Genomic DNA, 12,305 nt, shown 5'->3' with positions numbered 1-12,305 from the left:
GGGAAGGGGACGGAGGCGGCTCGGAGTCCGCGCTCAAGTGTGACGCCGTGGGTTGGTGCTCCACGTGGGATGCGGACGGCGCGGAGGTGACGGATGCTCCCCCGCTGAATGGGGGGACGCTGAGCGACGGCCTCTATCGCAGGGAGCGCGGTTCCAGCTATCCGTTCGCCATGCTGGTGAAGGGGAAGTCCATCCTCTTGATTGAGGCGGACTGGAGGAACGATCTGGGGACTTGGAAGGTGGAGAACGGCCGTCTGGTCATGACCATGACGAGCCGCTGCTCCAACACCGAGAATGAAACTTCGAACGACCCCTGGACCTGGACCCACGCCTTCGCGGTCAAGAACGGCGTCCTCTACACGCAGGACCTGACCTGGGAAAGGCCCACCGTCGCCTGGCGCAAGGTGGAGTCGCTGTGTGATGAGTCCGCCTCTTTCAAGTGCATGGTGAGCAACTGCGCCTGTGAATTCACGAGGAACACGCCCCTCCTGGGGCAGAAGAGTTGTTCCTGAGCGCGGACATCACGGGCTTCGAGTGAGGGTAGATCCCCCGTCACGCAGGGGTTCCACCAGAGGAGGCTGACGCATGCACGAGTACGATTTGATCGCGGACTGGTATGCATCCCAACGCACAGGCTCCACGGGCGTCCCGGAGGTGACCGCGCTCGCGGCCTCACTTCCGGCCGGCGCCTCGGTGCTGGACGTCGGCTGCGGCACGGGACTGCCGCTGACGCGGGTGCTGCTGGAGCACGGCTGCCATGTGATGGGCGTGGACAGCTCCCGCGAGCTGCTGGCGCGATTTCAAGCGAACTTCCCCCACGTGCCGGTGCTCTGTGCGCCCATCCAGTCGTGTGAACTTCAGGCGCGGACGTTCGACGCCGCGATCGCGTGGGGGGTCCTGTTCCACCTGCGCCACGAAGAGCAGGAACACGCGATCGCCAACATCGCGAGGGCATTGAGACCTGGCGCCGCGTTCCTCTTCACCTCGGGCGACGTCCATGGCTCCATCGACGGCGAGCCGATGAATGGCGTGCCGTTCCGCTATCACTCGTACAGCGTCGACGGGTATCGCGACCTGCTGCGCGCGCACGGGCTCACGCTGGAAGCGACGCACACGGACCCGGGCGGGAACGTCTACTTCCTGTCGCGCAAGACTGGATGAGGCGGCTTCTCGCCATCCGCGACACCCGCTCCATGAACCCGGTGATCATGTTGAGCGCACTCTTCGACGAGTTGTAGGCGACGCCGTAGTCCTGTGCCTCTCCCCAATCCGGTCGCCGCGTTGAGCGAGTCTTGGGCAGGCACAGCGGCGCCGAAGCGGTGAAATCGCCCTTCGGCGCAACTCCAACCATGGCGTGGCCCCACCCACGGAGACCTGGATGCGCGCCTCCCTCACGAACTGGAAGGCGCGCATCAGGGACTCCGTCAATTCAGTACACGACCACTGAGGCGTAGATGCTGGTGCCGTTCGTGTAGGCCACCAGGGCGCCGCCGTTCGACGGGAGCGCCGCGACCGCTGGCGCGGCGCCTGGCCCCACCGTCCTGGCATCCGTGGTCAGGATCGTGGCGGCCCCCACGAGCATCCGGTCCAACTGGATGTCGCCCGTCCCCCGCTGGGTGGCGATGTAGCCGTTGCCGAGCGCATCCGCGTCAATCGTCCGGAAGGAACCGGGACCGACGTCCGTGGGCAGGCCGGGCACCTGGGTGCTCGTCCCCGGCGTGGACATTGGGATGACGTCCACGTTGTTATCCCCGTTGGAGCCCGTGGTGTAGATGAAGCCGTTGGAGCCCGTCCAGTCCGAGAAGAAGGCCTGCCCCGGCGGGGAGCTCAGCGGGCCGAAGGTGGTCCCCTGGTCGCTGCTGCGGCGGATGCGGAAAGAGGGGTCGTCGCTCACCGAGAAGACATCTCCGCTGATCTTGTCCACGATGACGTCGAAGAAGGCATTGCGCTGTTCCACGTCCGTCACGCTGAAGTCGTTCGCGCCTCGCGCGAAGTTCCGGAGGACGCGCACCCCCGCGGAGCCTTGCGAGACGCAGATGTAGAGGGCGTCGCCCCTGGAATCCAGACTGACGGTCGGGTTGGCCGCCGAGCTGAGGACTCGCGGCGCATCCCAGGTTGCTCCCGCGTCGACGGTCCGGGTGAATATCACCGTGCCCGCGCTGGTGGCCGCGACGTAGGCGACCCCCGTGGGGCCGCCTTCAATCGCGACTTCAGCCGCGTTGGTGATGCCCAGGGGCGTGGGCCCCACCCAGGTGTGGCCACGGTCCACGCTCACGCTGACATGGACCGCGCCACCGCACCTCATGACGGCGTAGAAGCGCCCCAGTGCATCCACCGCCACCTTGCGCCCCGTGTTCGTGTTGGCCGTGGTGCAGTTCAGGGTCCCGCTGATGAGCGTGGGGGGCACATTCGTAAAGGCATCCAGTTGGCACGCGGCGTCGCAGCCATCCCCGGGGGTCGTGCCGCCATCGTCGCACTGCTCTCCCGCCACGCTGTCGACCAGACCGTCGCCGCACACCTCCACGCCCTGGCAGTCCGCTCGGCAGCCGTCCCCCGCGGCGCGGTTGCCGTCGTCACACACCTCACCCGAGTCGACGAAGCCGTCGCCGCAGACAGGCGGCCCCCGGACGGTGATGGTGACCGTGGCGGTATTGGAGGCAAGCGCGCCGTCGCTGGCCTCGAAGGTGAACTGGTCCTGCCCCTGGAAGTCGGCGGCCGGCGTGTAGAGCACCTGGGCGCCCGTCCCGGACAGGGTTCCGTGAGTGGGAGCCGTCACGGTGAACGTGAGCGCATCCCCTTCCACGTCCGTGGCCGTCAACGTGATGGGCGTCGACGTGTTGTAGTTCACCGTCACCGCGGCGGAGGCGGCCACGGGTGCGTCGTTGACCGGAGTCACGGTGACCGAGATGGTGGCCGTTGCCTGCTTCTTGCCGTCGGAGACCGTCACCTGGAAGGCGTCCTCTCCGGCGAAGTTCGCGTTCGGGGTGTACGTCACCGACGCCCCCGAGAGCGTGAGCGTGCCATGGCCAGGCGTGGTGTAGGAGAAGGCAAGCGCGTCGCCATCCGGGTCCGTCGCGGGGATGGTGATGTTCACCGAGGTGTCCTCGGGGGTGGTCGCGTGGACGTCCTCGACCGTGGGCGCTGAGTTGTTGTCGCAAACGCTTGGCTGCCCCGTGCAGGTGTAGCCCGGCTCCACCTGGCAGACGCTGTTGCAGCCGTCTCCGGAGAGCTGGTTGCCGTCGTCACAGGTTTCGAACCCGGCGGACACCCCATCACCACAGAAGGGTCGCAGCGACGTCTCCACCGCGTCCACCAGGTAGAGCGCGAGCACCGCGCCCCTCAGGCGCACGTAGCGATAGGGCACGTTCCCCGGGTACGTCGCCACCGCGACATGTGTCCCCAGGCCCAGCTCCACCAGGTGCAACGAGCTGGAGCCAATGAAGGTCCCATCCGCCTTCAGGAAGTCCACCTGGGCCACCAGCGCCAACGACAGACCCTGGTAGTAGACGCGCAGGTCGCCGGTGCCTTCCTCGCCCTGGCCCAGGTCCAGCACCAGTGCCGCGTTGAGCAAGCCCAGCAGGGTCGCGGCCTGCCCGTCCGGAGCGCCCAGCGCCGCGCTCGCGTTGAGCACCGTCGCCGTGGTGCCCGACGCCACCGCGTCCGCATACGGGTCCCACGTCAACAAGGCTTCCGGACGCTCACGCGTCAACGCCCCGTCGTCCTCTTGCGACACCCCCTCCTCCAGAGGACGTATCTTTTCCTCCAGGGGCTCCACACCACACGCCCCCAGCGACAAGGCCAGCGTCAGGCCCAGCCCCCACGACCACAGCACACCAGAACGGCTTCGCATCGAGTGTCTCCCCCTGAGGAGCAGGATGAAGCCCGGAATGGGCCGTCCCCTCTCATGGAATGCACGACACCACTCCACGCTCCCGACAGCTCGGCGCACAACACGCGGATGGCCGTCGTCGTCCTACCACCCGCCGACAAGCGCTTGGGGCCATGGACTCAAAGTCCCTGACATGCATCCTTCAGCAACTCCCGCAGCGGCCTGGCGTTGGACCGCGTCGCCTGCCTCAAGAAATAGCGTTGCGTGAATGAAGATCCCGGGTCCCCGTCATGAAGGACACAGTGCGAGGGGGCGGCGAGCGCTGCCCCTCCACTGGAGACCTCCATGAAAAGGAGAAGTCCCATGTTCGCGGTTCGCAGTGGCTCCGAGGCTGGTCGTGCGCGTGAAGACCGAGCGTCCGCGAAGGGCAGGGGATGGGCAGCGCTCGCGCTGTTGCTCCTGCCGATGACGGTGGCGGCGGGACCGGGCCCGAACTACCGCTGGGACGAGTCGCGCAACCGCCCCGGGCCCAACCGCTGCCACGATGCCTCGCAGTGCGATGGCGCACGCACGTGCAGCCCCGCGGGCTGGTGTCAGGGCGAGGCGCGCCCCTCGCCGCCCCCTGGGCGTTCGGAGTGGGGCCATGGCCGGGGAGAGACGCGTCCCCAGCGCAGCACCTCCATCCGCAGCAAGCTCGCGGGGCTCGTCATCGACATCGAGGGTGCCAACCGCTCGCCCGGCGCGGGGCTCGTCGCCTTCCGGGCCAAGTCCAACCGCGAGGGCAATGACAACCAGATGTGGGAGCTGGTGCCCACGCAAGGTGGCTACCTCATCCGCAGCCGGCTCAACGGGCTCGTGCTCGACGTGGAGGGGGCCAACAAGGCCGAGGGAACCCGCGTGATCACCTGGGAGGCCCACGGCGGACCCAATCAGGTGTGGAAGCTCGTGCCCGGTCGCGTCCGCGGCACCTACTTCATCCAGAGCCAGCTCAACGGCCTTGTGCTGGATATCGAGGGCGGCAGGACCGATGGCTCGGGGCGGCTCATCACCTTCCCCATGCATCGCAATGGACAGGCGGACAACCAGCTCTGGCGGCTGGACCTCTGACCCCATCGCCCCGGGTCACCGACACGTGACCCGCTGGGGCAGGGCCTGTCCTACGCCCAAAAACAGTGGACGCCCTCACCCGATTCGTCTGCGACGCGCGCCTGCCCTTGGACAGCAACCGCAGCGAGGCTGCGTTGAGAAAGGCGGCCCTGGGCAGTTGGCCGGACGGTTACAGCCCAGACTCGGGGAGGGGCTCGACCCTGGCAGGCCCGCGGGGGCCCGGCCTATGCCTCCGCGAGCGCCCGGCGATGGATGGCCACCCAGAAGTCCGCCGCCTGGCGCGCGCCGTCCAGCAGGGGCTCGGGGATGTGCGCACCGAGCGACTCGCAGAGCGCCTGGGCCCGCGCGCCGTGCTCCACGTCCACGTCCAGGTGCACGAGCAGGAAGCGCGCCCGCGTCCTGTCCAGGCCGAGCCGCCCCAACCCCTGGCGAGTGTCGCCCCTGAGGTGCCGCGCCACGCCCTCCAGCACGTACAGCGCGCCGAGGAACGAGAGCTGGCGCTGCGCCGGGATGCCTTCCCAGAAGGCGTGGAACGCGGAGACCTCGCGGGGCGTGGCGTCCGACGGCGTGCGCCCGAAGGCCGCGAGGTCCGCCTTCGCGAGCTGGTAGTGGGACTGCTCGTCCGCCGCGAGCTCCGCGAAGAAGGCCTTCAGTTCGGGGAGCGTGGCGCGCTCGGCCGCGAGCCGCAGCCGGTCTCCACTGCGCAGCGTGTAGTGGTACATCATGTCCAGGAAGGCCACGTACCGCTCGGGCGTCACGGCCGGCAGCCAGCCCGCGACCTGCCGGGCCATGCCCACGGTGAGTGCCTCCAACTGCTCCCGCATCGACACCATCTCAGCCCCTCCGGGTTGGAATCTGTCCGCCCAGGGTGCGCCGCGCGTGCGCGAGGTGCGGCGCCGCGCGCTCCAGGCCCAGCTCGTCCACCGCCACGACCCCCGCGTCCAGGAAGCCCTCGCCGCCCAGGCCCCGCCCGCACGCCGTGGGCACCGCGCGCACGTCCACGGGGCGCAGGGGCCCCCCCGCGTCCCGCGCGAGCGCGAGCTTCAGCACCGCGCCCGTCTGGCACGCCCGCGTGGGCATGATGCTCAGGAAGTTGCCGAGCGAGTACGCGATGAGCCCCACTCGCGGCGGCCCTCCCCGGCGCACCTGCGCGGGGCACGTGGGGTCCCCGCCGTCGATGGAGACCAGCTCCACGGGCTGCAGCACGTGCGGCGAGGAGCCCAGGAGGATGTCCGCCCCGCGCTCGATGAGGCGGTAGGCGTGCTCGCGCTGGAGGGACTCGGGCCAGTACTCGTACTCGAAGCCCCAGTGCGGCATGAGCACCACAAGGTCCGGCCCCACCGCGCGCGCCGCGTCAATGAGGGCGCCCAGCCGCTCCCAGTCGGGCGCATGCAGCGGGTTGCCCAGGCGCGTCACCGGAACGCCCTCGGGCGGCGCCCCCGCGAGGTGGTTGATGTCATACGTCACCGCGGCAATGCCCAGGCGCACCCCGGCCACCTCCAGGCCCGCCACCGCGTCCTCCGCCCGGGGGCCTCCGACGCAGCGGTGCTCCGGGCGGGCCAGCACGCTCTGGCGCGTGCGCTCCAGCCCTTCCGCGCCCTGGTCCAGCGCGTGGTTGTTGCACAGCGAGAACACGCGGTGGCGCGCGGTGCCCTCCCACGCGTCCAGGTAGCCCGGTGGCGCGTTGTAGTGGAGCGTCTCGTAGACAAGCCGGGGCACGGGCCGCGCCGGGTCCACGGGCGTCTCCAGGTTGGCGAAGGCCACGTGCGCGTCCGCCATCAGCGCGCGCACGCCCGGGGAGAGGGCCTCGCGGAAGCCGCTGCGAATCCACATCACATCGCCCACGGCGCACAGGTTGAGCGCCGCGGGCGCGTCGGGCTTCCAGCTCCCGGAGGCGAGGTGCCGGGCGACGCGCGCGAAGTGCTCGACGTCCTCGGTGCGGCGCGGCTCGGGGACGTGGAGGAGGCTCTTGGCGATGTAGCGCAGGTTGAGGTCCCAGCGGGACAGCGGCCAGCGGCCGTCCTCGTAGCGGATGTCCGCGTACAGCTGGCGCAGGGCGTTCATGGGCGCTTTCGTTCCAGGGTGACGAGCCGCACGTCCTCGTCCACGACGGTGGGCCCGGCGAGCAGCGCGCGTCCCATGACGTCGAGGTAGCTGTCGAAGACGGGGGCGCCGCGCGCGAGCAGCCCGGGGCGCAGGTGGGTGTGCAGCCTCGCGAGGTTGTAGCCGGGCACGCGCGGATAGAGGTGGTGGTCCAGGTGGTAGTTGAGCCCGTTCCAGAGGAAGGTGACGAGCCGCGTGCCGCGCACCGTCGTCGCGGTGTGGAAGCGGTCCCCGCGCCACGTGTTGGCGTAGTGGTCCGCGATGGACTTGAGGCCGTTGAGGGGGCTGGCGAAGAGCACCGGCAGCAGCCAGCACTCCACCGCGCCGGGGACGAGCCCGTGCCGCGACAGCAGCCAGAAGAGCCCCGCGTAGAAGCCCGCGTAGCAGAGCAGCACCGCGCCATGGCGGCGCAATCGCGCGCGGGAGAAGTGCTGCAGCGGATAGAGGACGTTGAAGTAGATGAGGCTCAGCGGGATGCCGAGCAGCACGGTGGCGTAGAAGAGCGCGCACAGCCCGAGCGAGCGGCGGCCCGCGTTGTAGGCGTCAGGGTCCTTCTTTGTCCGGTTCCAGCGGTGGTGCGCGAGGTGGTCATGGCGCATGGGCTCGTAGGCGATGCCCACGAGCAGGCTGAGCGCGTTGCCGAAGAGGCGGTTCTGCCACGGCCTCGGGAAGAGATTGTCGTGCCACGCGTCGTGGTCGAGCTGGATGAGCCCCATCACCGCCCCACCCGCCAGCAGCCACAGCGGCAGCTTCACCCAGACGCTGCCCGCGCGGGCAATGGCCACGGCCGCCGCGCCCCAGACACCCAGGTGCAGCGCCGCCATGCCCACCGCGCGCAGAGGACGGATGCGGAGCAGCTCCACCAGCTCGGCGCGGGAGAGGCCGGGCTCCGGGGGCGCGGCGCCGGGCGAATCAGCGGGACGCGAGAGGGCTGGCGGCATGGCGCGTCAGAAGTAGCGAGGTGCGCGCTGGCAATAGCGCGCGTAGGGCTCACCGAGGCGGTCCGCGAGGAACCGCTCCTCCTGGAGCACCAGTTGATGGAAGAGCCCCCCGAGCGCCGCACAGGCGCCCAGCGTCACCACGGACGGAGCCCAGAGCGAAGCCCCTACGAGGTACAGGTAGGAGAACACGTAGATGGGGTTGCGCGAGTAGCGGTGGAGTCCCCCCTCGTGCAGCTCGGGCCGGGCCTCCCCCGCGTCCACGCCGATGCGGAACGCCGGGCCCATTCCATGCTGGGCCCACAGCATGCCCATGAGCCCCACGACACCGAGCACCCAACCCGCGAGCGGAGGAATGGGCAGCAGCGGCCGTCCCCAGGACATGGCGGACCACGCGGGCCAGAACGCGGTCGCGAGCACGGAGCCGGCCCAGAGCAGCGAGACGCCGCTGATGCGCCGCGTGACGCGCGTGTGCGCGGAATCCGCCGCCGCGCTCCGGTAGGCCAGCGGGCTGCGCCCGAAGCGCAGGCGGTAGACGAGGCTGGAGCCCAGGTGCCCCGCGAGCACGTGCAGGCAGATGAAGCCCAGGTACACCCCGGGCGCCTCGCGCAGCCCCATCATGGCGCGAGCACCTCTGCCCGCAGGCCGAAGCCCGAGGACGCCCACCCGGCGACGCGCTCCGTGAAGTCGCGCAACTCCTCGCGCGTCCAGAGGCCCTCGAAGGCCGCCGTGCTGATGTTGAGCGTGTCCGCGAACGACAGGCCCGTGGCGCCCCAGGTGGCCGTGTGGCTGCGCATGGAGCGGATGCGCAGCGGCGCCTCCGTGAAGTGCTTGTCCATCCGTCCCAGGTAGGTGACGACGAGCGTGTTCGTCCGGGGCTCGGCGATGAGCCCGGGACGCGCGTTCTTGCGCAGCACCCGCGCCGGTGCGAGCCGGGCGACCGCCATGCACTCCAGCGCCGTCGTCCAGTGCACGCCCTCATCGAGCACCCGCTGCACCTCGGAGCGGAGGAAGCGGGCCAGCTCGCGCGGGGCCTCCAGCCGGGCGCGGACCTCCTTCAGGGAGAGCTCAATCGGCACCGTGGAGCAGCCATTGCCCAGCGTCCGCCCGAGCCCCAGCATCCGCCGCAGGTCCACCGGCATGCGCAGGCGGATGAGTCCGTCCGCCGGGGACTCTCGCAGCGCCACGCCCGCGAGCAGCGCGGAGAAGAAGACCTCCGACGCCTGGAGGTCCGTGTCGCCCTGGGGAAGCGTGAGCCGCGCCGTGGCCGAGAGCGCGTGTCCGGCGGTGTCCCCACTTCGGCGCAGCCCCATTCCCCGCCGCGCCAGGAGCCGCCGGCGCGGACTCGTGAGCCCCAGCACCACGCCCGGCTGGCGCAGCGCCGCGAGCAGCACCTTGCCATCCGTGAGCGTCGAGGGCTCCAGCGGGCGCGACTCCGACCCGCGTCCCGCGCAGAGCAACCACAGCCGCTCCAGCAGGTGCGCCAGCGCCTTCGCGTCCCCGATGGCGTGGTGCAACTGGATGCCCAGCAGCCAGGGCCCCTGGGCCGCGTCCACCATGGGATGCAAGTGCAGCCGCAGCGGCACGTCGCGCGTGAGGTCCACCCGCGTGTTGATGATTCGCGCTACGGCGTCGGGCTCGGACAGGGGCTCCGAGCCTTCCACCAGGGCCGCGCCCACCTCCGCGTCCCCGCGCACGGCGGGCACCCATGCGCGGCGCGCGTCGTTCCAGGCCACGTTGAGGCGCTCGCTCTCCCGCACCAGCGCGCGCAGCCCCCGGCGCAGGAGCGCCACGTCGGGCCTGTCCTCCAGCCGCAGCAGCACCGTGGCCCAGAGGGTGGCGACCTCGCCGTCCAGCCGCGCCATCAACGTGTCTACGAAGTTCGCGCGCATCGCTCCCTCCATCCCGCGAAGAGTTCCCGGGCCCGCGCGCCGTCCAGCCGGGCGCGGCTCACGACTTCGCACGCGGCCCTCGGGTCCGCCACGTATTGGAAGACGAGTTCATCCGGCTCGCGCTGGTGGAGGCGGATGCCCGTCGGAAGAAAGCCGGCCGCGAGGAGCACCGGCGTCCCCTCGGCCACCCGCTGGGGCTCGCCCATGGGCAGGTGGATGAGGTCCACGCGCGCCCGCTCGGACGTGAGCGCCGGGGTGCCCTCCGCGCTGAATCCCACGAGGCCCCGCCGCTCCAGACGCAGCGACGCGTTCCAGTCGAGCGGACGCAGCACGGCGCCCTCCCTCCATGCGCGGCGCTCCAGCGGTGTGAAGGCCACCGACTCCGCGAGCCCCACCCCGGCCAGGATGGACGCGAGCCACTCCCCCCACGGGCCCTCGGGCAGGTAGCGCCGGCGTGGCGGCGGGGGCGCGAGCACCGTCGTCATCGCCAGCGCCTGCATGGGCACGCCCGAGCCCTCCTCCACGCCAATCACCGTCTCGCCCCGCGTGTAGTTGACGACGAGGCCCATGGGCCTCGCCCCCATGAAGCGCGAGGCGTAGCGCTGCGCCATGACGTGCAGCGTGGAGGTGTTCTGGTGCAGGAAGCCCACCCAGCGCCCGAGCCGCTCCAGCAGCGAGCCCCACAGCGCCTCGTGCTCGGCGCGGCCCATGAGGGTGCGGCGGCTCGGCAGCGCCACGGAGAGCCCCGAGTCCAGCGAGTCCCGCCCCGGCTTGCTCCACAGGCCCGTGTGCCACAGCAGCGCCCCCCGCGCGTCGAACTCGCCGAGGCTCAGCAGCGCCCCGTCCCTCCAGAGCCGCACGGCGCCGCCGGGCTCGTAGAGGAGCGGGTAGGAATACGTCTCCGCGTAGCGCGCGTGAAGCAGCTCGCGCAAGGCCGGCTCATCGGGCGCGGCCAGCCAGCGCGTGTGCTCGCTGGGGTTGGCGGCGCGAAGGTCGTCCATCAGGGAAACAGCTCGGTCCCGGCCCATGTGCGCTAGCAATGCATCCTTGAGGCCAGCCGGGAAGGCCCCGCTCCCGCCCGGACGCAACCTCGCTCGCCCAGCCCTTCGTGCAGCGCCTGGCACACGGGTGTGAAGCCCCCTGCACAGCCGAGGCGCATCAGAGGGATGGGGGCCCTGTTGAGGGGGAGGGACGAAACCGGGGCAACTTCAAGATGGCTTCCATCCCGCGCACATGCGGCTTGCAGGGCGCACCCCATTCTCCGGATCATGACGGGGCAGGCCCCATGGCCCGACGACCCATCGCGGGGGAGCGGGCCTGGCGCTTGAGCGAGGACAGACCGTGGAATTGCGACACCTCTCCGCACCCGCCTGGTCGGCGTTCAAATCCTGGCTGCTCAAGTTGCACGGCGTTCCCATCTCCCACCTCCGGCTCCTGACCGGTGGCTGTCCGGCGGAGGAGCTGCCCGCGCTCGCGAAGGAACTCAAGCGCGTGCGGTCCGACTTCAAGAAGCGCCCCAACGAGGTCTCGGCCCCCGCGGATGAGCGCCTCCGGACGGACTACGCGGCGCTCGGTGTGCCCTGGTCCGCGTGGAGCGAGGTGGCGCGCGAGGTCCAGCGCGACCTGAAGCGCAAACGGTACGCGCGCTGGACGGGGGCGGATGCGCTCGAGTTTCCCCAGGGGCCTTCCGCCGAGGACCTGGTGACCGTCTTGTTGTTCGGAGGCGTGGAGCAGGCACGACCCCATCTGCTGCGCCGCGCGTCGCTCGCCGCGGGCTCGCTCGAGGCGCTGTGGTGCCGCTGGCTGGCGGGTGAGCCGCTCGAACCCGAGACGCTGCGCTCGTTCGCGGGTGCGCCGGAGCGACTCGCCGAGCCCCTCTACACGCCAGGCATCGGGGAGGTGCTGCCGCTGTTTTTCGTCGAGCCCGACCCCGCGCGCGCCGAGCGGGCGCTGGAGGTCGCCTCGGCCCAGATGGGCTCGTCCCGGTCGCGACCGTTGATGGACTTCCTGCGCTCGCTGCTCGGCTTGTGGCGTCAGGACACTTCGGTGGAGGAGGTGAGGGCGCGCTTCGATACGAGTGTCGCGACCGTCTCGCCCTCCGAGGTCGCCCAGCTGTGCGCGCCCGCCTATCTGTATTGGCGATACATCGAGGCACTCCCCCCGCACGCGCTGCTGGAGCGGGTGGGCTCGCGTCTCGAGCGCATCGCCGTGCCTGCCCGGGTCGCCGATGTCCAGCCCGTCATGGAGGCCCTCACCGCGCTCGAGGAGCTGACGGCCATGGGCCTGGGCCTCCGCGTGGAGCAGCGGCCCGGGGAGGTTCTCCTCTCCGCACAGGAGCCGGAGACTGGGGGAGGGGACGAGTTCCTGTAGCGCTGCCGTTTGTCCCTGCCTCGCCTGCGCCGTTCCCGCTTAGACGCCCTTCGTTGAAGCCCGGCA

At 70.7% G+C, this 12,305-nt stretch carries 11 protein-coding genes; 4 read left to right on the top strand and 7 right to left on the bottom strand.

All coding sequences use genetic code 11. The features are described 5' to 3' along the window. Both D7Y13_RS14125 and D7Y13_RS14120 read left to right on the top strand, forming a co-directional pair. Positions 1-512 (top strand): hypothetical protein (locus tag D7Y13_RS14125; RefSeq protein WP_120630697.1); only part of this gene is annotated, 512 nt, incomplete at its 5' end. Between the two features lie 73 nt (positions 513-585). Then, positions 586-1,161, top strand: a complete 576-nt coding sequence (locus D7Y13_RS14120; protein ID WP_120582928.1) for a class I SAM-dependent DNA methyltransferase — start codon at positions 586-588, stop codon at positions 1,159-1,161. Between the two features lie 268 nt (positions 1,162-1,429). Here D7Y13_RS14120 and D7Y13_RS14115 read toward each other — a convergent pair whose 3' ends face one another. Next, on the bottom strand, positions 1,430-3,850 hold the full coding sequence (locus D7Y13_RS14115) for an Ig-like domain-containing protein (RefSeq protein WP_120582929.1): 2,421 nt from the start codon (positions 3,848-3,850) through the stop codon (positions 1,430-1,432). Between the two features lie 342 nt (positions 3,851-4,192). On the opposite strand from D7Y13_RS14115, the gene D7Y13_RS14110 reads away from it, so the two are divergent. Then, entirely contained in the window at positions 4,193-4,936 is a 744-nt protein-coding gene (locus D7Y13_RS14110; RefSeq protein WP_158620318.1) for an RICIN domain-containing protein, read from the top strand. A gap of 224 nt (positions 4,937-5,160) precedes the next feature. On the opposite strand, the gene D7Y13_RS14105 is transcribed toward D7Y13_RS14110, so the two are convergent. The 6 genes from D7Y13_RS14105 to D7Y13_RS14080 are packed head-to-tail and all read right to left on the bottom strand — an operon-like array spanning position 5,161 to position 10,897. After that, positions 5,161-5,769 (bottom strand): iron-containing redox enzyme family protein, encoded by a 609-nt coding sequence (locus tag D7Y13_RS14105; protein WP_120582931.1) that lies wholly within the window; start codon positions 5,767-5,769, stop codon positions 5,161-5,163. 1 nt (position 5,770) lies between these two features. Next, positions 5,771-7,000 carry a CapA family protein gene (locus D7Y13_RS14100; protein ID WP_120582932.1) on the bottom strand — a complete coding sequence of 410 codons (1,230 nt, stop codon included), beginning with the start codon at positions 6,998-7,000 and terminating at the stop codon, positions 5,771-5,773. Next, positions 6,997-7,980 (bottom strand): fatty acid desaturase family protein, encoded by a 984-nt coding sequence (locus D7Y13_RS14095; protein ID WP_120582933.1) that lies wholly within the window; start codon positions 7,978-7,980, stop codon positions 6,997-6,999. The genes D7Y13_RS14100 and D7Y13_RS14095 overlap by 4 nt, the downstream gene beginning before the upstream one ends. A 6-nt stretch (positions 7,981-7,986) precedes the next feature. Continuing rightward, positions 7,987-8,598: a methyltransferase family protein gene (locus D7Y13_RS14090; protein WP_120582934.1), complete on the bottom strand. Its 612-nt coding sequence runs from the start codon at positions 8,596-8,598 to the stop codon at positions 7,987-7,989. Beyond that, positions 8,595-9,869 carry a condensation domain-containing protein gene (locus tag D7Y13_RS14085; RefSeq protein WP_120582935.1) on the bottom strand — a complete coding sequence of 425 codons (1,275 nt, stop codon included), beginning with the start codon at positions 9,867-9,869 and terminating at the stop codon, positions 8,595-8,597. The genes D7Y13_RS14090 and D7Y13_RS14085 overlap by 4 nt, the downstream gene beginning before the upstream one ends. Further along, the gene (locus D7Y13_RS14080) at positions 9,851-10,897 is read right to left on the bottom strand and encodes a hypothetical protein (RefSeq protein ID WP_147444244.1); all 1,047 of its coding nucleotides are present in this window, start codon (positions 10,895-10,897) and stop codon (positions 9,851-9,853) included. The genes D7Y13_RS14085 and D7Y13_RS14080 overlap by 19 nt, the downstream gene beginning before the upstream one ends. A 313-nt stretch (positions 10,898-11,210) precedes the next feature. On the opposite strand from D7Y13_RS14080, the gene D7Y13_RS14075 reads away from it, so the two are divergent. Next, positions 11,211-12,239: a hypothetical protein gene (locus D7Y13_RS14075; RefSeq protein ID WP_120582937.1), complete on the top strand. Its 1,029-nt coding sequence runs from the start codon at positions 11,211-11,213 to the stop codon at positions 12,237-12,239. Positions 12,240-12,305 lie beyond the last annotated feature (66 nt).

Origin of the sequence: Corallococcus praedator (assembly GCF_003612125.1) — a bacterium.
In the GTDB taxonomy this organism is placed as follows: domain Bacteria; phylum Myxococcota; class Myxococcia; order Myxococcales; family Myxococcaceae; genus Corallococcus; species Corallococcus praedator.
This window is presented reverse-complemented; position numbering and strand designations above follow the sequence as displayed.

Excerpts from the sequence above, each read along its gene's own strand:
- D7Y13_RS14120 (WP_120582928.1), top strand. The coding sequence starts at position 586 with ATGCACGAGTACGATTTGATCGCGGACTGGTATGCATCCCAACGCACA.
- D7Y13_RS14115 (WP_120582929.1), bottom strand. The coding sequence starts at position 3,850 with ATGCGAAGCCGTTCTGGTGTGCTGTGGTCGTGGGGGCTGGGCCTGACG.
- D7Y13_RS14110 (WP_158620318.1), top strand. The coding sequence starts at position 4,193 with ATGTTCGCGGTTCGCAGTGGCTCCGAGGCTGGTCGTGCGCGTGAAGAC.
- D7Y13_RS14105 (WP_120582931.1), bottom strand. The coding sequence starts at position 5,769 with ATGGTGTCGATGCGGGAGCAGTTGGAGGCACTCACCGTGGGCATGGCC.
- D7Y13_RS14100 (WP_120582932.1), bottom strand. The coding sequence starts at position 7,000 with ATGAACGCCCTGCGCCAGCTGTACGCGGACATCCGCTACGAGGACGGC.
- D7Y13_RS14095 (WP_120582933.1), bottom strand. The coding sequence starts at position 7,980 with ATGCCGCCAGCCCTCTCGCGTCCCGCTGATTCGCCCGGCGCCGCGCCC.
- D7Y13_RS14090 (WP_120582934.1), bottom strand. The coding sequence starts at position 8,598 with ATGATGGGGCTGCGCGAGGCGCCCGGGGTGTACCTGGGCTTCATCTGC.
- D7Y13_RS14085 (WP_120582935.1), bottom strand. The coding sequence starts at position 9,869 with ATGCGCGCGAACTTCGTAGACACGTTGATGGCGCGGCTGGACGGCGAG.
- D7Y13_RS14080 (WP_147444244.1), bottom strand. The coding sequence starts at position 10,897 with ATGGGCCGGGACCGAGCTGTTTCCCTGATGGACGACCTTCGCGCCGCC.